Annotated in this window: 16 protein-coding genes; 6 read left to right on the plus strand and 10 right to left on the minus strand. The window is 34.4% G+C overall.

Annotation, left to right across the window (positions count from 1 at the left end; translation table 11 throughout):
* Positions 1–10: 10 nt before the first annotated feature.
* Positions 11–4,468 carry a glutamate synthase large subunit gene (gene gltB / locus CJF42_RS10800; RefSeq protein WP_095366699.1) on the minus strand — a complete coding sequence of 1,486 codons (4,458 nt, stop codon included), beginning with the start codon at positions 4,466–4,468 and terminating at the stop codon, positions 11–13.
* Between the two features lie 531 nt (positions 4,469–4,999).
* Positions 5,000–5,344, minus strand: a complete 345-nt coding sequence (locus tag CJF42_RS10805) for a Grx4 family monothiol glutaredoxin (RefSeq protein WP_095366700.1) — start codon at positions 5,342–5,344, stop codon at positions 5,000–5,002.
* Between the two features lie 455 nt (positions 5,345–5,799).
* Between CJF42_RS10805 and CJF42_RS10810 the strand changes: the two genes are divergently transcribed.
* The 4 genes from CJF42_RS10810 (at position 5,800) to CJF42_RS10825 (ending at position 11,509) form a co-directional block, all read left to right on the plus strand.
* Entirely contained in the window at positions 5,800–6,381 is a 582-nt protein-coding gene (locus CJF42_RS10810) for a Fe-Mn family superoxide dismutase (RefSeq protein ID WP_095366701.1), read from the plus strand.
* Between the two features lie 216 nt (positions 6,382–6,597).
* Positions 6,598–8,520: a PrkA family serine protein kinase gene (locus CJF42_RS10815; RefSeq protein ID WP_095366702.1), complete on the plus strand. Its 1,923-nt coding sequence runs from the start codon at positions 6,598–6,600 to the stop codon at positions 8,518–8,520.
* 24 nt (positions 8,521–8,544) lie between these two features.
* Complete coding sequence (locus CJF42_RS10820) at positions 8,545–9,819, plus strand: YeaH/YhbH family protein (protein WP_095366703.1); 1,275 nt, start codon at positions 8,545–8,547, stop codon at positions 9,817–9,819.
* Positions 9,820–9,940: 121 nt separating this feature from the next.
* Entirely contained in the window at positions 9,941–11,509 is a 1,569-nt protein-coding gene (locus tag CJF42_RS10825; protein ID WP_095366704.1) for a SpoVR family protein, read from the plus strand.
* 74 nt (positions 11,510–11,583) lie between these two features.
* Here the strand turns inward: CJF42_RS10825 and CJF42_RS10830 are convergent, their stop codons facing one another.
* Both CJF42_RS10830 and CJF42_RS10835 read right to left on the minus strand, forming a co-directional pair.
* Positions 11,584–12,552, minus strand: coding sequence for a sensor domain-containing diguanylate cyclase (locus tag CJF42_RS10830; protein ID WP_095366705.1), 969 nt, complete (start codon positions 12,550–12,552; stop codon positions 11,584–11,586).
* A gap of 107 nt (positions 12,553–12,659) precedes the next feature.
* Positions 12,660–13,664: a response regulator gene (locus CJF42_RS10835; protein WP_095366706.1), complete on the minus strand. Its 1,005-nt coding sequence runs from the start codon at positions 13,662–13,664 to the stop codon at positions 12,660–12,662.
* Between the two features lie 250 nt (positions 13,665–13,914).
* Between CJF42_RS10835 and tpx the strand changes: the two genes are divergently transcribed.
* Entirely contained in the window at positions 13,915–14,496 is a 582-nt protein-coding gene (tpx, locus tag CJF42_RS10840) for a thiol peroxidase (protein ID WP_095366707.1), read from the plus strand.
* A 173-nt stretch (positions 14,497–14,669) separates the two neighbouring features.
* Here tpx and hemH read toward each other — a convergent pair whose 3' ends face one another.
* From hemH to CJF42_RS10860, 4 genes are all read right to left on the minus strand, one after another.
* Positions 14,670–15,674 carry a ferrochelatase gene (gene hemH / locus CJF42_RS10845; protein WP_095366708.1) on the minus strand — a complete coding sequence of 335 codons (1,005 nt, stop codon included), beginning with the start codon at positions 15,672–15,674 and terminating at the stop codon, positions 14,670–14,672.
* 86 nt (positions 15,675–15,760) lie between these two features.
* Positions 15,761–16,405, minus strand: coding sequence for an adenylate kinase (gene adk / locus CJF42_RS10850; protein WP_095366709.1), 645 nt, complete (start codon positions 16,403–16,405; stop codon positions 15,761–15,763).
* Between the two features lie 153 nt (positions 16,406–16,558).
* A complete protein-coding gene (htpG, locus tag CJF42_RS10855) occupies positions 16,559–18,475 on the minus strand; it encodes a molecular chaperone HtpG (RefSeq protein WP_095366710.1) in 1,917 nt (638 codons plus the stop codon).
* 224 nt (positions 18,476–18,699) lie between these two features.
* Complete coding sequence (locus tag CJF42_RS10860; protein ID WP_095366711.1) at positions 18,700–20,646, minus strand: RecQ family ATP-dependent DNA helicase; 1,947 nt, start codon at positions 20,644–20,646, stop codon at positions 18,700–18,702.
* Between the two features lie 166 nt (positions 20,647–20,812).
* On the opposite strand from CJF42_RS10860, the gene recN reads away from it, so the two are divergent.
* Positions 20,813–22,483: a DNA repair protein RecN gene (recN, locus tag CJF42_RS10865; RefSeq protein ID WP_095366712.1), complete on the plus strand. Its 1,671-nt coding sequence runs from the start codon at positions 20,813–20,815 to the stop codon at positions 22,481–22,483.
* A gap of 93 nt (positions 22,484–22,576) precedes the next feature.
* On the opposite strand, the gene kdsA is transcribed toward recN, so the two are convergent.
* On the minus strand, positions 22,577–23,422 hold the full coding sequence (gene kdsA / locus CJF42_RS10870; protein ID WP_095366713.1) for a 3-deoxy-8-phosphooctulonate synthase: 846 nt from the start codon (positions 23,420–23,422) through the stop codon (positions 22,577–22,579).
* Between the two features lie 9 nt (positions 23,423–23,431).
* Complete coding sequence (locus tag CJF42_RS10875; RefSeq protein WP_095366714.1) at positions 23,432–24,685, minus strand: DUF819 family protein; 1,254 nt, start codon at positions 24,683–24,685, stop codon at positions 23,432–23,434.
* Between the last annotated feature and the right edge of the window lies 1 nt (position 24,686).

A 24,686-nucleotide genomic window follows, 5' to 3' on the forward strand; every position in this document is an offset into this window, starting at 1 on the left:
CAAAACTCTCCTATTGCGCCTGAACTCTTAACTCGGCACTACTTCTTGCACGATGACCTAATAAGCTACTTACATCACTAGACTTAGGCTTAATTAAACGGAATTTTGATACATAATTTTCAAAATCTTCTAATATCATCTCAGCACGACATGAACCGGTTTCATCTAAATGCTCAGCAATTAGGCCACGTAAATGTTCATGATGGATCACCAAATCATTCATATCTACGAGTTCAACAAGTTCTGAGTTCATTCGTTTTGCAAAATCTTCGGCTTCATCTAATACATATGCAAAACCACCTGTCATACCAGCACCAAAGTTAATACCTGTAGAACCAAGTACGCACACAATCCCGCCTGTCATATATTCACAACCGTTATCACCTAAACCTTCTACAACAGCGATAACACCTGAATTACGAACACCAAAGCGCTCTCCAGCACAACCGGCAGCTAATAATTTACCGCCTGTAGCCCCATATAAACAGGTATTACCAAGGATTGTTGCTTCATGACTCTTAAATGCCGAACCAACGGGAGGACGTATGATTAACTTACCACCCGTCATGCCTTTACCAACATAATCATTAGCATCACCCACTAAGGTCATATCTAAACCGCCAGTATTCCAAACGCCAAACGATTGTCCTGCAGTACCTGTAAATTCAATATGGATAGGTGCTGTTACCATTCCCTGATTACCATGTTTTTCAGCAATATACCCTGAAAGCATAGCTCCTACTGAACGATCAGTATTACAAATGCGTGTTCTTATCTGTAAACCTAACTTGTCATTAATCGCCTTAGTTGCCTGCCCCAGTAACTTTTCGTTTAAAGCACCACTATAATGAGATATATTTTCTGTCGAGTTATACAGTGTTTCACCTGATTTATTATTTGGTTTAGCTAATAAACCTGATAAATCAATCTTGCTTTGCTTAGATGTTTTACCTTCTAATGCTTCAAGTAAATCAGTTCGACCAATCAAATCTACTAAACGAGTGATACCTAGACTTGCCATGATTTCACGCGCTTCTTGTGCTATAAATTTAAAATAATTCATCGCCATTTCAGGTAAACCATGATAATGATCTTGACGTAACTTTTCATCTTGAGTTGCAACACCCGTTGCACAGTTATTTAGATGGCATATTCTTAAAAACTTACAGCCAAGTGCTACCATAGGTCCTGTACCAAAGCCAAAACTTTCAGCCCCTAATATAGCTGCTTTAACAATGTCTAAACCTGTTTTTAAACCGCCATCTGTTTGAAGTCGTATTTTATGTCTTAAACCATTTTCAACTAGTGCTTGCTGTGTTTCAGCTAATCCGAGCTCCCATGGGCTACCTGCATATTTAACTGATGTTAATGGACTTGCACCTGTACCGCCGTCATAACCTGAAATTGTGATCAAATCAGCATAAGCTTTTGCAACACCTGTTGCAATGGTACCTACTCCTGGTTCAGATACTAGTTTAACTGAAATCAATGCTTGTGGATTTACTTGCTTTAAATCAAAAATAAGCTGTGCTAAATCTTCAATAGAATAAATATCATGATGTGGTGGAGGTGAAATTAATGTGACACCTGGCACTGAAAATCTTAACTTAGCAATATAAGGTGTTACTTTATCACCTGGTAATTGCCCTCCCTCACCCGGTTTTGCACCTTGTGCTACTTTTATTTGAATAATGTCAGCATTACGTAGATAATGCGCTGTTACACCAAAACGTCCCGATGCAACTTGTTTTATACGAGAGTTTTTAACCGTACCAAAGCGTTTTACATCTTCACCGCCTTCTCCTGAATTAGAACGACCACCTAAGGTATTCATGGCAATTGCAAGTGCTTCATGAGCTTCAGGTGATAAAGCACCAATACTCATAGCGGCAGAGTCAAAGCGTTTATATAACTCTATAGCAGGCTCTACATCATCAATAGAAATACCATTATCAGAAACATTGAGCTTTAATAAATCTCTAAAAGTAGTCACAGGTCTATTATTTACTAAATCAGCATACTTTAAGTAATCGGCATAATCACCGGACCTTACTGCTGTTTGTAATGTGCCAACTACATCTGGATTATACGCATGATATTCGCCATCATGAACATATTTTAATAAACCACCATGATCTAACTGTTTACGTTTTATCCATGCCTTACGAGATAAATTGGTTTGCTCTTGTTGGAAATCAGTAAAGTCAGCACCTTGAATTCGATTGCTAACACCTTTAAAGCAGAGTTCGACAACTTCATCTGCAAGTCCTACAGTTTCAAATAGCATAGAACAACGGTAACTCGCTATTGTACTGATCCCCATTTTAGACATTATCTTATATAGACCTTTATTAATCGCATTTCTATAAGAGATGAATACTTGAGCATCATCTTTTTTAATAACTGTATCACGTACCATTTTTGCAAGAGAGGCAAATGCTAAATATGGATAAACGGCTGTGGCTCCAAAACCTAATAAAACAGCAAATTGATGTGGGTCTCGACAGGCTCCTGTTTCAATTACTATGTTAGTATCACAACGTAAGCTGTTATCCACTAGGCGTCTCTGTACTGCACCAACAGCCATAGCTGCTGGAACAGGTAAAGTGTCTTTTGTTAAATCTCTATCAGATAAAATAATTAAGACAATGCCATTCTTTGCTAATTGCTGTGCCTCATTACAAATACGTTTTAGTGCAAACTTTAAACCTTCACTTGGTAAATAATTAAGATTAATTGTTGCATTAGAATAATGTGCTTGATCTTCATTTACGAGCTGCTCAATATCAGAACACATCAATACAGGGCTATCAAACTGTAATCGTTTTGCATGTCCTGTAGTTTCATTAAATACATTTTGCTCACGACCAATACATGTCGCCAGTGACATAACATGGTTTTCACGTAAAGGATCAATAGGAGGATTAGTTACTTGCGCAAATTTTTGACGGAAATAATCAAACAGAGAACGTTCTTTACTTGAAAGTACCGCAAATGGTGTATCATCCCCCATAGAGCCTGTCGCTTCTTGTCCGTTTTCGCCCATGATACGTAATGCCTGATCTAACTCTTCGTTAGAATAACCAAACATTTTTTGATACAGGTTCAACTGTTCCTCATCCCACTTACGCGCACTATCTAATGCATTATCAATTTTTTCAAATGGCACTAACCGCTTAACATTTTTCTCTAACCATTCTTTATATGGGTGGCGAGATTTCAGATCTTGATCTATTTCATCTGATTGCCAAACCTTACCATGTAATGTATCAATAACCAGTAACTCACCCGGTCCTACTCTGCCCTTATCAACAACTTCATCTGGAGAGTAATCCCAAATACCGATTTCTGACGCTAAGGTAATAAAGCCATCTTGTGTTATTACATATCTTGCTGGACGCAGACCATTTCGGTCTAAATTACAAGCCGCAAACCGACCATCTGACATTACAATACCAGCCGGACCATCCCATGGTTCCATATGCATAGAATTAAAATCATAAAATGCACGTAAATCATCATCCATCGCACGATTTTTTTGCCATGCAGGTGGTACTAACATACGCATAGCACGGAAAATATCCATACCGCCAGCCAGAAAAACTTCCAGCATATTATCAAGTGATGATGAATCTGAACCCGATTCATTTACAAATGGAGCTGCAGAACTTAAATCAGGTAACAATGGTGATGAGAATTTATATTCACGTGCTCTAGCCCATTGACGATTTCCTTCAATCGTATTGATCTCACCATTATGCGCTAGATATCTGAAAGGTTGCGCCAGAGGCCACCGAGGTTGTGTATTTGTTGAAAACCTTTGATGAAATACACAAATTGCAGATTGCATTCTCATATCAGCTAAATCCAAATAAAAATTTGGTAAGTCAGCTGGCATGACTAGGCCTTTATAAATTGTCACTAAGCCAGATAAGCTTGCAAAATAAAAATCTTTATCAAAATCTATGCGTTTTTCAATTCTTCTTCGTGCGATGTATAAACGACGTTCTAAATCTTTTGGCCGCCACCCTTCAGGTGCGTTAATAAATACTTGTTCAAACCTTGGTAACTGTTCAATTGCAATTGGACCTAAACTCGCTGTATCTGTGGGAACTTCTCGCCAGCCAACAATTGATAAAGTTTCTTTTTCTAGTTCTTCATCAATAATAACGCGTGTGCGATTTGCAATATCTGAATCAAGATTTAAAAAAACCATGCCTACGGCGTAATTTTTACCTAAGTGCCAATCCTTCTCCTGCGCTATTGCATGGAAAAAACTATCAGGTTTTTGTAATAATAAGCCACATCCATCACCCGTTTTTCCATCAGCAGCAATCCCCCCACGATGTTGCATACGATCTAAACCTGTAATGGCTGTACGTACTAATTTATGGCTTGGTTGCCCATCAATATGGGCTATTAGTCCAAACCCACAGTTATCTTTTTCGTATCTTGAGTCATATAACATGTATGCCCCCTCCCCTTGCTATTACTAGAGTTTGAAAATGCGACGTGCTCAGTTTTAAATAAAATGAACTCTAGCAGAGAGTAAAATTAACTATAAATTCATTCATAGTCAAACTTTTTGTGAATACATATTCATGAATATGAATATTTCTCATATTCATCGATGGAACAATACAATTAACAATTTCAGTTAAATTCCACGAAAAACCCTTTATTTTTTTTGTGACACTGGTGTCATATTAACACAAATGTAAACAAAACCAACCTAACCCATACGTTTACGTAAACGTAAACCAAGATAAAAATGAATAATTATTCATGGTAATACCAATTAACCGAATTGTTTTTATTCTTTTTTAAATGTGTAATTTTTATGTCGTTAATAGACGTAATATAGCTTATTTTTTTGTTAGTTTTAAAATTACTCGAGAAACACGTATAAGAGAGGTAAGCCAAATAAAATGTAAGTAATAAATTTAAGATATAAAAAAAGCGAGCTTAGCTCGCTTTTTTTTGCTGATACTAAAGTTAATTATTCTATAGAATCATCTTCTGATTTATATTTTTCAGCAGTTTCTGCGATTAAAGGTTGTAATTCACCTTTTTGGAACATTTCAATAATAATGTCACATCCACCAACTAATTCACCATCAACCCATAACTGTGGGAATGTAGGCCAATCTGCATATGCTGGTAATTCAGCTCGAATATCAGGATTAAGCAAGATATCAACATAGGCAAACTGTGCCCCACAAGACATCAAAGCTTGTGATGCTTGAGATGAAAAGCCACAGTTTGGTAATTTTGGTGAGCCTTTCATATAAAGAATAATTGGATTTTCAGAAATCTGTTGTTTAATTTTATCTATGGTTTCCATCTACAACCTCAAAACGCCTAAAATTGACTACAATAAATGTATTTAAAATAGCACTTAATTTATACTATTTATAAAAAAGTAACTTAATCATGAGTATATTAACATTGCTGTTTATTAAAACTTGAGTAAAATACTCGGGAATATATACCCGTACCATTCATAATAAGGAGTTTCAGCAAATAATATCCAAGTTAGATTCTTAGCGTGAAAGTGAATAAGTGATTATTCTCCTAAAAGTTTTCACAACAACGAAGATAACTTGGAATATGACTTGCCCTCAGGGGGTTTGAGGAGAAAAGCAGCTCAGTGTTATCACTTTAGCTAAGGAAATTACCATTGGCTAAAGTGATACTTTGATGTGATTACCTCCTCAAACTCTGAAGCCCTTATTTTGAAAGGCTACGGATATCATAACACAAAGCAGTTGTACTTAACAAAATACCATGGAGATAAAAATGGCATTTGAACTACCGTCACTACCATATGCAATCGATGCACTTGCACCGCATATTTCACAAGAAACTTTAGAATTCCATCACGGCAAACATCATAATACTTATGTTGTTAAACTTAACGGTTTAATTTCAGGTACTGATTTAGCTAATAAAACATTAGAAGAAATTGTTTGTTCTTCAGAAGGCGGCATATTTAACAATGCAGCTCAAATCTGGAACCATACTTTTTACTGGAACTCACTTGCACCAAATGCAGGCGGAGCACCTACAGGTGCAATCGCAGATGCTATCAATGCTAAATGGGGTTCTTTTGAAGAATTCAAATCTGCATTAAATGATAAAGCGGTAAATAACTTTGGTTCAAGCTGGACTTGGTTAGTTAAACTTACTGATGGTTCACTTGATATTGTGAATACTTCAAATGCAGCGACACCATTAACTGAAGATGGCGTAACACCAATTCTTACAGTAGACTTATGGGAACATGCATATTACATCGATTACCGCAATGTTCGTCCTAATTACTTAAATGGTTTTTGGGCATTAGTTAATTGGGAGTTTGCAAATAAAAACTTTGCATAACTTTTAATTAGCATGACTTTAAAGGCACTCATTGAGTGCCTTTTTTTATTATTTATAAATCTCTATTCTATTATAAATTGAGCGCCTTTATTGCTAATAACATTAACAATTACAATTCTATAGTAAAAATCTTCACTTTATTTCATAACAACGTCTACGCTTAAAGTAGAGCTATTAATTTAAAAAATGTTTTTGTGATAATGATTGGAGGTCCATATGACAATATTTGATCACTACCAGGCCAGATATGAAGCAGCCAAAGAAGAAGAATATACAATATCTGAATTTTTAGAGATATGCCGAAATGATAAATCCGCATATGCCAGTGCTTCTGAACGATTATTAATGGCCATCGGTGACCCCGAAATGGTCGATACATCACAAGATCCGACTTTAAGTCGAATTTTCTCTAACCGTGTTATGGCGCGTTACCCTGCATTTAATGAATTTTATGGCATGGAAGAGGCTATTGAACAAATAGTTTCCTATTTAAAACATGCAGCACAAGGTTTAGAAGAGTGTAAACAAGTATTATATTTGCTAGGGCCAGTTGGTGGAGGTAAATCTTCATTAGCAGAAAAGTTAAAGTTTTTAATGCAAAAAATGCCAATATACTGCATTAAAGGTTCTCCAGTTAATGATCATCCATTATCATTATTTGACTATTTAGAAGATGGAGACTTATTAGAGAAAGAATATGGTATAAATCAAAGATACTTAAAAACAATAATCTCTCCCTGGGCTGCAAAACGTTTACATGAATACAATGGAGATATTAGTCAATTTAAAGTTGTTAAGCGTTACCCTTCTATTTTAGATCAAACAGCTATCGCAAAAACTGAACCTGGCGATGAAAATAATCAAGATATTAGCGCCTTAGTAGGTAAAGTAGATATTAGACAACTTGAACACTTTGCTCAAAATGATCCTGATGCTTATGCATACTCAGGTGCTTTATGTAGAGCAAATCAAGGTTTGATGGAATTTGTTGAAATGTTCAAAGCTCCCATCAAAGTATTACACCCATTATTGACAGCAACTCAGGAGGGTAATTATAACGGAACAGAAGGTTTATCTGCACTACCATTTACAGGAATAATATTAGCTCACTCTAACGAATCAGAATGGCAAACATTTAGAAACAATAAAAATAATGAAGCTTTCTTGGACCGTGTATACATTGTAAAAGTCCCTTATTGCTTACGCGTGACTGAAGAAGTCAGAATTTATGATAAGTTAATAGAAAGTAGTGAATTAAAGACCTCTCAATGTGCGCCTGGTACCTTAGAAACTTTAGCGCAATTTAGTGTATTGTCTCGTTTGAAAGAGCCTGAAAACTCTAGTATTTACTCAAAAATGCGAGTTTATGATGGAGAAACATTAAAAGATACCGACCCAAAAGCAAAATCTTACCAAGAATATAAAGATTATGCTGGCGTTGATGAAGGTATGAAAGGGTTATCTACTCGTTTTGCTTTCAAAATTTTATCTCGCGTATTCAACTTTGATCATACAGAAGTCGCTGCCAATCCTGTTCATTTATTTTATGTGCTAGAACAACAGATCGAAAGAGAGCAATTCGCACAAGATATTCAAGAGCAATATCTTGAATTTTTGAAAGGTTTTTTAATTCCTAAATATGTTGAGTTTATAGGTAAAGAAATCCAAACAGCCTATTTAGAATCATATTCAGAATATGGACAAAACATTTTCGACCGCTATGTAACCTATGCTGACTTTTGGATACAAGACCAAGAGTATAGAGATCCCGACACAGGTCAACTTTTTGATAGATCAGCATTAAATGCCGAACTTGAAAAAATTGAAAAACCTGCCGGTATTTCAAACCCTAAAGATTTTAGAAACGAGATTGTAAACTTTGTATTACGTGCTAAAGCACACAATAATGGCAAAAATCCAACTTGGACTAGTTACGAAAAACTGAGAACTGTCATTGAGAAAAAAATGTTCTCAAATACCGAAGACTTATTACCTGTTATTTCATTTAACGCTAAAACTTCTGGAGACGATCAGAAAAAACATGAAGATTTTGTCAATCGTATGGTTGAGAAAGGCTATACCCAAAAACAAGTACGACTATTATCTGAGTGGTATTTACGCGTGCGTAAATCGCAGTAACATAAGATTAAAAGAGGGAAATATATGGCCCACTTTATAGACCGCCGGTTAAATGGCAAAAACAAAAGCACGGTGAATAGACAAAGGTTTATTCGCCGCTATAAACAACAAATCAAAAAAGCAGTATCAGATGCGATTAATAAGCGCAGTGTTACAGACATAGAGCAAGGCGAAAGTGTATCAATCCCTAGTAAAGATATTGGAGAACCCACCTTTCATCAAGGTAAAGGAGGTATTAGAAATACGGTTCATCCTGGCAATGACCAATTTACTAAAGGAGATAAAATTAAACGCCCTCAAGGAGGTCAAGCAGGAGGTAGTGGAGAAGGTGAAGCAAGTGACAAAGGTGAAGGTGAAGATGAGTTTGTATTCTCAATTTCGAAAGATGAATACTTAGACTTATTATTTGAAGATTTGGAACTGCCTAACTTACAAAAAACACAGTTAGACAAACTGATGGAGATGGAAACACATAGAGCAGGTTTTTGCTCTGATGGTGTCCCAACCAATATAGATATTGTTAGATCATTACAAGGTTCATTAGCCCGTAGAATTGCAATGTCGGCGGGTAAAAAAAGACAGCTAAAAGAAGCGCTAGATGCTTTAGATAAATTAGAAAAACAAAAAATGCCAGATGATGCTGAAATAAAATTATTAATTAAGGAAATTGAAGATCTTAAATCTAAGATTTCAAAAGTGCCGTTTATCGATTCATTTGATTTAAGATTTAGAAATTATGAGCAAAGACCAAAACCGACCAGTAAAGCGGTTATGTTTTGCTTAATGGATGTTTCAGGCTCAATGGATCAAGCAACTAAAGAAATGGCTAAAAGATTTTATATACTACTTTATATGTTTTTAACAAGAACTTATAAGGATATTGAAGTGGTATATATTCGCCATCATACTCAAGCAAAAGAAGTAGACGAGCAAGAGTTTTTCTATTCACAAGAAACAGGTGGCACTATAGTATCTAGCGCATTAAAGTTGATGGATGAGATTGTTGCTAAGAGATACGACCCAACACAATGGAACATTTATGCCGCACAAGCATCAGATGGGGATAATTGGGCTGATGATTCACCTAACTGTACAGAGCTATTATTAAACAATATCTTACCTAAGGTGAGATATTATTCTTATATTGAGATCACCAATAGAGCGCACCAAAGTTTATGGCGAGAATACGAAAAAATAACACAAACATTTGATAATTTTGCAATTCAACATATTCGCTCAGTAGAAGATATTTATCCTATTTTTAGAGAGTTATTTAAGAAAAACAGTCAAAAATCTTAAGTTATTAATCGTTTCAGGAGGAATGTATGCTAACAAAAAGTATAAATGATAGACCTTTATTTGAATACGTTCGATTTAATAATTCATTAAATTTAGCTAGTTTGTTTTAAAGGAGATCAATATGACACAAAACATTAACATTGATCAGCCAGTTAAAAAGTTAAATGAGCAATATGATAACCCTAACGATGAAACTATTCAATTAAGTGATGGTCCTGATTGGACCTTTGAGCTACTTGAGCAATATCAAGCTGAAATTGCACGAGTAGCAGCACATTACCGTCTAGATACTTATCCAAACCAAATCGAAGTCATTGCAGCTGAACAAATGATGGATGCTTATTCGAGTATCGGTATGCCGATTGGATATAGTCATTGGTCTTATGGCAAAAAATTTATCCAAACAGAACAAAGCTATAAACGCGGACAAATGGGATTGGCATATGAAATAGTAATCAACTCAGAACCTTGTATTTCATATTTGATGGAAGAAAATACGCTACCTATGCAGGCACTCGTAATTGCACATGCTTGCTATGGACATAATTCTTTTTTTAAAAAAAATTATTTATTTAAAACTTGGACCGATGCAAGTTCTATCATTGATTACTTAGTTTTTGCAAAAAACTATATTGCCGATTGCGAGCAAAAATATGGTTTAGTACAAGTTGAGTCTTTATTAGACTCTTGTCATGCACTAATGAATTATGGTGTTGATCGCTATAAGCGACCACAATCAATTTCACTATTTGAAGAGCAGCGAAGACAAGAAGAGCGTGAAACTTATTTACAATCTCAGGTAAATGAATTGTGGAAAACGATTCCACAGCAACAACTGCAAGAAAAGCAAGATCCCCCTCACTTTCCAAATGAACCACAAGAAAATATTCTTTACTTCATTGAAAAACATGCACCATTATTACATTCTTGGCAAAGAGAGATAATTAGAATTGTCCGAAAAATTTCTCAATATTTTTATCCTCAAAAACAAACCCAAGTCATGAATGAAGGTTGGGCTACATTTTGGCATTATACGATTACCAATCACCTTTACGATGAGGGAAAAGTAACTGATGCATTTATGATGGAAATCTTACAAAGCCATACAAATGTTGTTTATCAACCACCATACAATAGTCAATATTATTCAGGTATTAATCCTTACGCACTAGGCTTTAATATGATGATTGATATAAGGCGTATGTGTGAAAACCCAACAGAAGAAGATAAAGAATGGTTTCCTAATATTGCCGGCAGTAACTGGTTAGATACATTACATTTTGCAATGGAGAATTTTAAAGATGAAAGCTTTATCAGTCAGTACCTTTCACCTAAATTAATCAGAGATTTCAAATTATTTTCAATTTTAGATGATGAAAAGCAAAACCATCTAAATGTCAGTGCTATTCATAATCAACAAGGCTACCACGATATTCGCCAAGCTTTGTCTGAACAATACAACCTAAGTAATTTGGAACCAAACATTCAAGTTTTTGACGTTAATTTGAAAGGAGATCGCGCTTTAACATTACGCTATATACCACATAACGATATTCCTTTAGGAGACTCAAAAGATGAGGTGATTAAACATTTACATCGACTTTGGGGCTTTAAAGTAAAGTTAGAAACAGCTTCATCAACTGGTTCTGTAACAACAATTGCACAATGCCCTACGGCTGACGAAGAGTAAGCTATTTAGCTCTGTATTATTAAACAAAAAGCTCCTGTTTATCTGGGGTTTTTCTTTATGTTTATTAAAGTTACTTACTGTTTATCACTTTTATAGACAGTTACTTTATTTCGTCCATTTTCTTTTGACTGATAAAGTGCATTATCAGCCGCTACAATCCAATCTTCATGTTTTGTAAAATGGCTTTCTAGCTTAGCTACACCTAAACTTATTTTTATTTTAATTTCACATTCTTGATAAAAAATTGTAGAATTTTCAATTGTTTTTCTAAAGCGTTCAGCAAAAATGACCGCACCTTTTATATCGGTATCAACTAAAGTTACTGCAAACTCTTCACCACCATAACGACCAGCAACATCCGATTCACGTAATGTTTTTTTTAGAACATCCGCAATATGACGAATTGCGGCATCACCACCAGCATGGCCAAAATTATCATTTACATGTTTAAAGTGATCGATATCAAACATTAATAAACAACTTTCATTATTATTTCTATTTATGCGTTTAAACTCTTTATGAAGAGATTCTTCCCAAAAACCACGATTATACAAACCTGTTAATCGATCTATTCGACTTAATTCGGCTAATTTTTCGTTAGCAAGTTTTAGCTCTAATTTATTAACCGCTTCATCAGTTACATCATATAAAATAATACATAAATGCGCTACTTCTCCCAATGTATTTGTTAAAGGAATAAAAGTCGCATTTTGATACATATGATCAGCTTTACCCGTGATCGGGCGATAATTTTTAAACTTAAATATATATGGCTGCTGTTCCCATATGGTAAATGATCGATTCTTTAATACAAATACGGCTTCCGATTTACTACGAAACCATTTTTCATCAATACTTGGGAATAAATCAAATACATCTTTATCTTTTACTGCGCTTGGTAATAAACCTGAATGATTTTCCATAAAACCATTCCATACACATATATTATACTTACGATCTAATACCACTAACCCAACGTCTACGGTATTAAACATATCGATCATCCAGTGAATTTCATTCATTTCAAAGTCAGCAGCTGGCATATTAAAAATCTTCTAATTTAAGGTAAAAACATATCCATCATGTACCTGCTAAATTTCATTCATCCAAAGGTCAACAGCAGGAATATTAAAAATTTTCTAATTAAACATTAATCTTCTAACAAGTATTGCACTTTATATTTTAAAGTTTTTAATGAGTCTTCAGTAAATAGTAACATTAAATCAAAATTAACATCATGATTTTCAATACCATAACTAATTTCTATGGCTAAAGTACGTTGCCATCTTGATTTATTTGTTTGTACAAGCTTAGCGACATCACAATGCTGACCCATAACAACAGGATGTCCCTGACTGAATGGCATATCTAGTTGTTTTGATAATCCGGATAAAACAGACCCGATTAGTATATTCGCAATATCCATTAAAAGTTCAAGCTCTACTTTTTCGTTCACTTCTCCCTCATAATTCATCAAAGAAGCTATTTCTTTAAAGCTTGAATCATTAAGTAATATCAATGCTTCACCAGATACGCCACCACCGATAAATCCTTGACAAACACCTGATGTACTCGCGTTTGCATCTATCGACTGCAATGCCATGTTTAATTCACTGACCTCTAATACATTGACATTTGGAATAGGAAGTTTTACAAAAACATTTAACAAACGCGCAAGTAGATCTCCAGCTTGTCCCATAGCAACATTAGTTAACTCCTGATAAATATCTCGTATTTCAGGTTCTATCTGTTCACCGAGCTTATGAGCTAAGCGCTCTCTCATTGCTTTATCTTTTATGCCATGTTTTTCAATAATTTCATCGAGTTTTTCTGGGGAACATGGTTTTTTGATAAAATCAATTGCACCGAGTTCAATTACACGTGCATGTGCTGTTGGTTGAATATCACCTGATACAACAACAGTTAATACTTCTAACCCTTCTTCTTGAATCGCCTCTAATACTTCATAACCATCCATTTGAGGCATATTTAAATCAAGAAACAATATTTCAGGTTTTATAGCTCTAATTTGTTCAATACAATGTAAACCATGTTCTGCATATTCAATTTGAATATCCCAATCATCAGGTAAAGAACGTGCAAGCTGACGACGAGCTAATCTTGAATCATCACATATTAAAATAGGAGTAGCCATACACATTCTCTTCTTGATTTATAATAGTAATTTTAGAAGAAGTTCAGCTAAAGTTACATTTTTTTTCTAATTCTAAAGTTAGCATAACAGAAATGTAAATCTGATTTAATATTAAACCATAAAATTAATAAGTTAACTTAACTATATTCTAGAAGCATAAAATAAAATACTTTATATTTTAATAAATTAATTTAAAATTAATTTAAAATTAATCCAAAATTAAAACCATATATTAACTAATTGGAATCTTATGTTACGCAATTTATTATTTTTAACCTTGTTATCTGTCAGTTTCTTTACATTATCAACTCCAAGTATCAATGCATTAGACGCAAAAAGAGTAACAGTTGGCAATAAACCAATTGTTTTATTGGGTAACCCCGTGACGCTTGGCCAACAGGCTCCTAACTTTAAAGTAGTTGATGATAAATTTACACCGATTGAATTAATAAATTTTGCTGGAAAAAATTTATTAATTAGTGTGGTACCAAGCTTAGATACAGGTATTTGTAGCTTACAAACTAAGTTTTTTAATGAAAAATTAGCAATTGAACATCCTAATTTAGTGATGATAACTATCAGTGCTGATTTACCCTTCGCTCAAAAACGGTTTTGTACTGCTGAAAGTATAGATCAAATAATCACATTATCTGATTCTGTTTGGCATGACTTTGGAAAAAAATATGGCTTAATGATCCAAGATATGGGTTTACTGACTAGGGCTGTATTTTTATTAAATAATAAACATGAAATAGTTTATAAACAATTGGTTCCTAGTTTATCCCAAGAACCTGATTATATTTCAGTTTCAGCAGCGATTAAAAAACTCTAACAATATCTTCGTGGCAGAAAAACGATTAATACATCTGATAACACAACAATTGACACTTATCAGATAAAACCAAAGGCCATCATTTATATAAAGTGCTCAAAGTTAAAAATTGGTATTAAAATTTTTTATATTTGCCACAAAGTGTCTTTCATAAAAATACATAGCATATCTTTTTACCAATTAGCTAAATTTTTTATAACAATATCTTCAAATAGACTTATATGATCGGTCCTAATATTTAGGGCCGGAATATAATCAAAGGCCTTACCTCCCGCCTTAATAAAAATCTCTTTATTTTCAATTGAAATTTCCTCTAAAGTTTCTAGGCAATCAGCTGAAAATGCAGGGCAAATTAAATGAACAGATTTAACGCCTTTCTTAGGTAGTTTTTCTAATGTTTTATCTGTATACGGTTGTAGCCATTCTTGTTTACCAAAACGGGATTGAAACGTCATCATCCATTCGTTATCTTGTAATCCTAACGCTTTTACCGTCTCTCTTGCTGTATATTCACAATGATCAAAATAAGGATCCCCCTTCTCTATGCATGCTTTTGGTAAACCATGAAAAGAAAAAATAAGCTTGTCCGCTTTATTTTTCTGCTGCCAAAAATCTTTAATCGATTGTGATAATGCCTGAATATAGAGTGGGTTTTGATAATAATCTTTCACAAAACGAATTTCTGGTAAATTCCTTTCTTTAGCCAAAATTTGATTTAATTTATCGAAAACTGCAGCAGTTGTAGTTGCGGAATATTGTGGATAAAGCGGTAATATAAGTATATTTTCAATACCTTTTTTTTTCATTAAATCTAATTTATCACTGATAGATGGCTCGCCATATGTCATGGCTAACTCTATTGTTAAATCAATATTATAATTATCTTTTATTAATTGAGTTAATGATGCGACTTGCTGCTCACCAATGACTCTAAGTGGAGAACCTTGTTTTGTCCAAATAGAAGCGTATGCTTTTGAGACCTTTTTACACCTTAACGGTAATACAATACCATTTAAGATGAAATACCAAATTAATGGCGGTATTTCTACCACCCGAGTATCGGATAAAAATGCTTTTAAATATTTTTTAACTGCTTTTGGTGTTGGCTCATCTGGTGTGCCAAGATTTACCAGTAAAATACCATATTTAGAAGAATTCTTTGATAATGATAATGTCATTTTTTCTCTTATTTAATATGAAAGACCCACATAAGTAGGTCCTAAGTTATATTAGTTGTACGGTACCTTATATGATATCGATCAAATTAACTTAATAATTTTGCCAATTGCTCACTTACAGCTTCAACGGCTTGTGTCCCGTCAAATTTATTATATTGTGTATTACCTAAATTTGCTTCATCTTGGTAATATTCAACTAATGGTTTTGTTTGGTCGTGATAAATGCCCAAACGCTTACGTACAGTTTCAGCAACATCATCTTCACGGATAATTAAGTCATCACCTGTTTCGTTGTCTTTACCTTCAACAGCAGGTGGGTTATATACAACATGGTATACACGACCTGAAGCGGGATGTACACGACGCCCACCCATACGCTCAACAATGACTTCATCAGCAACATCAAACTCGATTACGTTATCAACAGTTACGCCATTTTCTTTCATTGCATCAGCTTGAGGAATAGTACGAGGGAAACCATCTAATAAAAAGCCTTTTGTACAATCCGGTTTTGCAATGCGTTCTTTAACTAAACCAATAATGATTTCATCAGAAACTAGTTTTCCTGCATCCATTACTTTTTTAGCTGCTAAACCCATTTCAGTGCCTTCTTTAATTGCAGCACGTAACATATCACCAGTTGAAATCTGTGGAATACCATATTTATTCATTAAGAATTGAGCTTGAGTGCCTTTGCCTGCACCTGGTGCACCTAAAAGAATAATGCGCATATTAATTGCCTTTGTTTGAAATTAAAGTTCGAAGCGAATTTTTCCATAAGCGTAAAGTATACTCAAGAAACTTTATAGTAAATTCGCCAAAAGTTGTATAAATTAAAAAAGGAAGCTAGGCTTCCTTTTTTATGTATCAAATATTAATCAATTTTACTTGCTTAAATCTAACATTAGTTTATTTAAGCGACTTACAAATCCTGCAGGATCTTTTAAGCTACCTCGCTCAGCGAGTAATGCTTGATCTAATAAAACTTCAGACCATTGTGAAAATTTCTCTTCATCTTGTTCATCATTTAAGTGCTTCACTAATTGATGCTCTGGATTTAATTCAAAAACAGGCATCGCTTCTGGTGCGCCTTGACCAACGGCTTCCATTAATTTCGCCATTTGTGAGCTCATATCATTTTCATCTGCAACAACACATGCTGGTGAATCTGTTAATCTGTGAGTGAAACGAACTTCTTTTACTTTATCGCCCAATACAGTTTTGATACGCTCAGCTAAACCTTTAACTTCATTTTCTGAGTTTTCTTGCTCTTTTTTGCTTTCTTCATCATCAAGATCGCCTAAATCTAAGTCACCACGTGTGATTGAAGTTAACTGCTTTGAATCAAATTCAGTTAAATGGCTCATCATCCATTCATCAACACGATCAGACATGAGTAATACCTCGATGCCTTTCTTACGGAAGATTTCTAGATGAGGCGAACTTTTAGCTGCGGCAAAGTTATCAGAAACAACATAATAAATTTTATCTTGTCCTTCTTTCATACGAGATACGTAATCAGTTAAAGAAACACTCTGAATCGATTCATTACTGTCCGTTGAAGCAAAGCGTAATAATTTTGAAATAGCATCTTTATTCGCCGCATCTTCAGCAGGACCTTCTTTGATCACTTGACCAAATTCATTCCAGAATACTTGATAGTCTTCAGCTTTATTTTTACCCATACGATCAAGAATCTTCAGAATACGAGACGTGCAACCTTTACGAATAGCTTGAGTTACTTTGTTATCTTGTAAAATTTCACGAGAAACATTCAGTGGTAAATCATTTGAATCTAATAAACCTTTTACAAAACGTAAATAGCTAGGCATAAACTGTTCAGCATCATCCATAATGAATACACGTTGAACATATAATTTCAAGCCACTTTTATGGTCACGATTCCATAAATCAAATGGTGCCTTTTTCGGGATATAAAGTAAGCTAGTATATTCAGTTTTACCTTCAACTTTATTATGTGTCCATGTTAAAGGTTCTTCCCAGTCATGACTCACATGTTTATAAAACTCTTTGTATTCCGACTCTTCAATTTCAGATTTATCTAATGTCCAAAGTGCTGTTGCTTTATTTATTGTTTCCCATTCAGCCGGTATCGCATCGATTTTTTCACCATCAGGACCTTCAGATTCTGGCACTTCGTCTTTAAACATTTGAACAGGAATAGAAATATGATCAGCATATTTAGTTACTATGCCACGTAAACGTGATAGTTCAACAAACTCTTTCTCTTCTTCTTTTAGATGAAGTGTAATTTCAGTACCACGACTTTCTTTTTCAATTTCAGCAATGGTATATTCACCTTCTCCTTTTGAGTGCCATTCTGTCGCTTTTTCTTCACCCGCTTTACGTGTGCGAACTGTTACAGCATCAGCAACGATGAAAGCTGAGTAAAAACCAACACCAAACTGCCCGATTAACTGAGAATCTTTAGCTTGATCACCAGATAAATTTTCAAAAAACTCAGCGGTGCCTGATTTTGCAATCGTACCTAAAGAACTAATGACTTCATCACGGTTCATACCAATACCGTTATCTGAGATTGTTACTGTACCTGCTTTTTCATCAGTGCTGATTCTCAATTTTAATTCAGCATCTCCTTGATATAAATTACCGTCTGAAAGCGCTAAAAAACGTAATTTATCAGCAGCGTCTGATGCATTTGAGATAAGTTCACGTAGGAAGATCTCTTTATTTGAGTATAAAGAGTGGATCATTAAATTTAGGATTTGTTTTGCATCTGTTCCAAATGAATGGTTTTCTTTATTTAATTCAGCCGTCATTGAGGTTTCCATATATCTTTAATAAATCATATCCAAACAAATAAATGTTTAAATATTTGTTGAGTTATATACCCAAGTCACTTCGAGACTTAGGTATATCATTTATGAGATAGATATGGGGTAGTAAAAAATAAATTCAAGTAGAAATTAATATTTCGATTAAAAAGTCTTTATCAAAAGTTAAAGACATTATTTAATTGTATAAATAACACTCAAACCATCACTTAAGAGTTAAAAGGTAAGCTTTTTATTTTCTGTTGTATATCTTCAAATCTTAAATTTTCACAACAAGCAAAGCCTTGTAGTTTTTTGACTTTATTTCGTGCAAATATAGGAATACTGATCCCAGCTAAAAATCGGCTATATATCCCTATATTTAACTCATGAACCACTTTATCATTTAGATGATTTTTAAATTCTTTTAAAACTGAAATTAAAAAAACATCTTCTGGAAAATCAGTTTTTTTAGAATATGCTAATTTAGCAACTTGACCACGACAAACACTGCAATGGCCACAGTTTTGTGGTGAATGAATATCATCAAAATACAACGCTAAATTATGACTTAAACATGTATTTAATTCAAAAAACCTCACTAGAGTAGCAATTCGTTTAACTTCTTTTTGTTCTTTTTCAATAAAGTAATCATATAAACTTTGTACAAGGTGTGATTCATGTAACTTATTGATATCGACATTAAACACTTCTGTGATTCGTTTAGTTTCAAGTTCAATCATCCCTTTTTCAGCTAAGTAATCTAAAGCAGCAACAACACGTCCTCTTTCAGTTGAATAATCTTGATATAAAGAATAGAAATCTAATGTCCCCCATACTTTTTTAAACTGTGTATGATTGAAAATAGCAGACAAAAATGTACTTCTCTCTTGCGAGAATCTCGCTACAATGTCTTTCTTATCGTGTAAAAATTTATATTTAAATTCTGCAAAATAGGAGTACATGGGTTTAATAACATTCAATAACTCTAATTGTACTAATAATGTTTTTAGGGGGAGTTGTTTAATATTACTTGCATTAGATAACCCAGTTGTTTGTAATTCCCATTGTCCGTTATCCTGTTCAGTTAACATGTTATCAATAATATATTTGATGCTATTTTTCTCTGGTGTATCACCAAATACAAAGTTTTCTACTGTATTAATGCCATCTAAATTAGCAAGTGTAATACATTGAGATATTTGACCATCTCGCCCTGCTCGTCCAATTTCTTGCGAGTAATTTTCTATTGATTTTGGCAAATCATGATGAATTACAAATCTTATATTTGATTTATCAATCCCCATTCCGAAAGCAATTGTAGCAACAACAATCTGGATTTTATCATTCATAAAATCATTTTGAATACTTTGTCTTTCGTCACTTTCGAACCCTGCGTGATAAGCGCATGCATTGATATTGTTAAACTTCAAAAATTGCGCGATTTGCTCTGCACTATGTTGCAATGTGACATACACAATTCCAGAACCTGATTGACTATTTATCACATCAAGTAGCATTTTATTTTTGTTTTCAGTTGATACTGGTATCACCGATAAATCTAAGTTTTGACGGTAAAACCCTGTTTGGATCACATGAGCATCTTCAATATTAAAACGTGTTGCCATGTCTTTTTTAACTTTTTTTGTCGCTGTCGCCGTCAACAGTAAAACAAGCGGAATATTGAGTTGGTTCCGATAATCCGGTAACTTTAAATAATCAGGCCTAAAGTTATGACCCCACTCAGAAATACAGTGCGCTTCATCAACTACTAACATTGATACATCAACAGATTGAATAAACTGCCTAAAGCGCTCATTTTTAAATCTTTCAACTGACACCATTAAAATCTTCGTATCACCAGAGCGCACATCACTCATTACTTGTTTACTTTGCTCAGGCGTTAAAGTTGAATCTATACTCGCCGCTTTGATCCCTTTTTTAGCTAAAAATTCCAATTGATCTTTCATTAAAGCTAAAAGTGGTGAAACAACTAAAGTTAAGTGCCCTAAGTGTATTGCACTTAACTGGTAACAAAGGCTTTTACCTGATCCTGTAGGGAAGATAGCTAATGATGATTTACCATTTAATAATTGTGTAATTGTTTGCTCTTGACCTGTACGAAACGCATCGAAACCAAACCATTGCTTTAAAGACACATTCAAATCTATTGCCACTTCTAATTTCCTTTATTTATACCAGCAGGTTGAAAACCTAAACTAGTCATATTCTATATTTTTTTTTCATTTTTTGCTGCTTAGTCCAAAAAAATTTAATGATACACTTGCTAAATCAAACTACACTGTATAAATTACCAGTATAGTTACTGTATGGATAAACAGCATGTTGATTTCTCTCGAAATAGAAAATTTTGCAATCGTAGACAAACTTAATACCGAATGGGGCTCTGGAATGACTACCATAACGGGAGAAACTGGTGCAGGTAAATCAATAGCAATAGATGCGCTATCTTTATGCTTAGGTGAACGCTCAGAAGCTTCTGTTGTAAGACCTCATTGCGATCGTGCACAAGTGAGTGCCCAATTTGATATACACAATCTTCCAGGGGCAAAAAAATTCTTAGAACAGAATGATTTGAACAGTGATAAAGAGTGCTTAATACGTCGTGTTGTTAATAAAAGTGGCCGTAGTAAAGGATATATTAATGGTATAGCGGTTACTGCTAGTCAACTTAAAACACTCGGTCAATATCTACTCTCAATCCATGGTCAACATGCCCATCAATTATTAACTAAGTCTGATCATCAATTACATTTATTGGATTCATATGCCGGCCATTTAGATTTACAGCAAAATGTAACAACGGCATATAATAATTATTATAAGCTAAAAAAAGAATATCAACAGCTTTTTGAACAACATGCACAGCAACAAGCACAACTGCAATTACTCGAATATCAGGTTGAAGAATTAGATGAATTTTCATTAGCCGAAACAGAGTTCGAGCAAATAGAAGCCGAACACAAAAAATTAAGCCATAGTCAAACATTAATTACAACTTGCCAACAGCAATTGTTACAATTATATGATCAAGATAGCGTTAACGCCTTTACGTTAGTACAACAAAGCGCAAATCAGTTTTCAGAGTTGTCATCGATTGATAAAGCATTAACGCCCATTTCTGAATTATTAATAGAAGCCAGCATTCAAATTGAAGAAGCCGCGACAGAGATAAGGCACTATCAAGATAATACAGATTGTGATCCCGCACGTTTTATTGAAGTAGAAGAACGACTGAGCCAAGCATTAAATTTAGCAAGAAAACATCATACTAATCCTGAAAACTTATATCAATTACATCAAGAATTAATTTCTAAACTTAATAATATAAGTTCAAATAATACGAGGATCAATGAATTAAAATTTTTAATCGATGATGCTTTAATTGAATATAAAGCACATTCAGAATCACTGAGTGAGAGCCGCTCAAAATCAGCTAAAATTCTTAACAATCTTATTGGCTCTTGTATGCATCAATTATCAATGGAACATGGCTGCTTTAAAATTGATATCAATTATCAAAAGGATGTACTACCCAATAAATTTGGCTCTGACTCTATTGAGTTTTTAGTTTCAACAAATCCTGGACAACCTTTACAACCATTAGCAAAAGTAGCTTCTGGTGGAGAATTATCAAGAATAAGTCTTGCTATTCAAGTAATTATCGCAGGAAAAGTAATCACACCGACTTTAATTTTTGATGAAGTAGATGTGGGTATTTCAGGACCTACAGCTGCCTCAGTTGGCGAATTATTACGAAAACTGGGGAAATCGACACAAGTTATATGCATCACACATTTACCACAAGTAGCAAGTTCAGGACACCATCAGTTTTTTGTATCAAAACAAACTGATGGACAACAAACATCCACAAAAATGTCAGCACTTGATAAAAACGGCCGAGCAGATGAAATAGCGCGCTTATTAGGTGGGAATAATATAAGTAAAGCAACTTTAACGAATGCTAAAGAACTGCTTAACGCTCACAATTAATTCCTAAATAAAATCACGACAATAATTATTGTAGAGTCAAATACAAAAAAAGAGCTATTAAGCTCTTTTTTTAATGTTAACTGTGACAATAAATCAATCAGCAGTATTCAATGGCTCAAAACTTTTAACTAAATCATCAACCGCTTTCATTTGAGTTAAATAAGCCTCTAGCTTTGCTAAAGGTAAAGCACAAGGACCATCACATTTAGCTTGTGAAGGCTCAGGGTGAGCTTCGATGAATAACCCTGCAATACCTAATGCAATACCACTTCTAGCAAGCTCAGTCGCTTGTGCACGACGGCCGTCTGCAGAATTAGCTCGACCACCGGGGCGTTGTAATGCGTGAGTTGCATCAAATATGACTGGTGCTTGTTGTTTCATATCGTCCATGCCTAACATATCAACAATTAAATTGTTATAACCAAAGCTCGAACCACGTTCACATAAAATGATCTTATCGTTCCCTGCTTCATTAAATTTTTTAATGATATGGCGCATTTCGTGAGGTGCTAGAAATTGCGGTTTTTTGATATTAATAACCGCATCTGTTTTTGCCATGGCAACAACTAGATCTGTTTGACGAGCTAAAAATGCTGGTAATTGAATCACATCAACAACCTCTGAAACAGGTAAAGCTTGATGAGGTTCATGAACATCAGTAATTATTGGTAAATTAAAAGTTTTTTTAATTTCTTCAAAAATCTTCAACCCTTCCTCCATACCTGGGCCACGGTATGAATTGATAGATGAGCGATTTGCTTTATCAAATGATGCTTTAAAAACGTATGGAATACCGAGTTTTTGCGTCACTTCAACATAATGCTCAGCAATACGCATCGCTAAATCTCGTGATTCTAAAACATTCATGCCACCAAACAAAACAAATGGCTTATCATTTGCGACTTCAACCGATTGAATTTTAATATTATTTTTATTCATTGTTTATCCTTAAGGTGCAACAGCTTGCATCATTAATCCACAAATATAAGCCATATATGTACCAACGCCATAACCCAATACTGCTAATAAAACACCTACTGGTGCAAGCGTTGGATGAAAAGCCGCAGCTACCACAGGGGCTGACGCTGCGCCCCCCACATTCGCTTGAGAGCCAACAGCCATATAAAACAAAGGCGCTTTAATCACTTTAGCAACCAGTAACATGAGACTTGCATGTATTAACATCCAAATACCTCCCACAATAAATAACCCTGGATTATCAAACATTGCTGTTACATTCATATGTAAGCCAATAGAAGCAACTAAAATATATAGAAAACTAGAAGCGACTTTTGAAGCACCAAAAGCTTCAATATGACGAACTTTAGTGAAAGATAAACTGATTCCTATCGAAGTTGAAATAACAATTAACCAAAAGAATTTACTATTTAAACTATATTCACTCGCCCAAGCAAAGTTATTACCAAAATATGGACCTAAAATATCGGCTGCAAAATGGGCTAATCCGGTAATACCAAATGCAATAGCAATAATTGTCATATAATCATTTAAAGTCGGCATACGTGCATTTTCTGCGTGGTATTTTTGAACTCGATTTTTTAAATCTTCAATTGCTGAAGTATCTGCTCCAGTTTTTGCATCAATTGCCCTGTGGTTTGCAGCCATTAACAATAAAACAGCCATCCACATATTTGCCACAATAACATCAACTGTTACCATCACAGAAAAAATATCTCCTCCCACTGCAAACATTTCTTTCATAGAAGCTTGATTTGCACCACCGCCAATCCAGCTTCCAGCAACCGTAGTCATTCCTCGCCAAACAGCATCAGGACCATGACCACCAACTATTTCAGGATTTATTGCACTCATTATTAATATTGCAATTGGACCACCTATTACAATACCAAATGTACCGGTTAAAAACATTATTAAAGCTTTTGGTCCTAAGTTTAAAATTGCTTTTAAATCGATACTGATCGTTAATAAAATCAAACATGCAGGTAATAAAAACCGTGATGCAACATAATAAACATTAGAGCTATGACCATCAACGATACCAAACGTATTTAACAGCGAAGGTAAAAAATAACATAATAATAATGCAGGAACATATTTGTAAAACTTCACCCAAAATGAATTTTGACTACTTGATGTTTTAAAAATGAAACCTAAAATAACTGCTAATAAACCAAGAACAACTGCATCATTCGTGATCAAAGCTGAATGTGTATCAGCCATT

This window comes from Pseudoalteromonas sp. NBT06-2 (assembly GCF_002276045.1).
Classification (GTDB): domain Bacteria; phylum Pseudomonadota; class Gammaproteobacteria; order Enterobacterales; family Alteromonadaceae; genus Pseudoalteromonas.

Coding starts and splice junctions, on each gene's coding strand:
- kdsA (WP_095366713.1), bottom strand. CDS start 23,422: ATGAATAAAAATAATATTAAAATTCAATCGGTTGAAGTCGCAAATGAT.
- CJF42_RS10815 (WP_095366702.1), top strand. CDS start 6,598: ATGACAATATTTGATCACTACCAGGCCAGATATGAAGCAGCCAAAGAA.
- CJF42_RS10805 (WP_095366700.1), bottom strand. CDS start 5,344: ATGGAAACCATAGATAAAATTAAACAACAGATTTCTGAAAATCCAATT.
- gltB (WP_095366699.1), bottom strand. CDS start 4,468: ATGTTATATGACTCAAGATACGAAAAAGATAACTGTGGGTTTGGACTA.
- tpx (WP_095366707.1), top strand. CDS start 13,915: ATGTTACGCAATTTATTATTTTTAACCTTGTTATCTGTCAGTTTCTTT.
- CJF42_RS10810 (WP_095366701.1), top strand. CDS start 5,800: ATGGCATTTGAACTACCGTCACTACCATATGCAATCGATGCACTTGCA.
- CJF42_RS10825 (WP_095366704.1), top strand. CDS start 9,941: ATGACACAAAACATTAACATTGATCAGCCAGTTAAAAAGTTAAATGAG.
- CJF42_RS10875 (WP_095366714.1), bottom strand. CDS start 24,685: ATGGCTGATACACATTCAGCTTTGATCACGAATGATGCAGTTGTTCTT.
- recN (WP_095366712.1), top strand. CDS start 20,813: ATGTTGATTTCTCTCGAAATAGAAAATTTTGCAATCGTAGACAAACTT.
- CJF42_RS10820 (WP_095366703.1), top strand. CDS start 8,545: ATGGCCCACTTTATAGACCGCCGGTTAAATGGCAAAAACAAAAGCACG.
- CJF42_RS10835 (WP_095366706.1), bottom strand. CDS start 13,664: ATGGCTACTCCTATTTTAATATGTGATGATTCAAGATTAGCTCGTCGT.
- htpG (WP_095366710.1), bottom strand. CDS start 18,475: ATGACGGCTGAATTAAATAAAGAAAACCATTCATTTGGAACAGATGCA.
- adk (WP_095366709.1), bottom strand. CDS start 16,405: ATGCGCATTATTCTTTTAGGTGCACCAGGTGCAGGCAAAGGCACTCAA.
- hemH (WP_095366708.1), bottom strand. CDS start 15,674: ATGACATTATCATTATCAAAGAATTCTTCTAAATATGGTATTTTACTG.
- CJF42_RS10830 (WP_095366705.1), bottom strand. CDS start 12,552: ATGCCAGCTGCTGACTTTGAAATGAATGAAATTCACTGGATGATCGAT.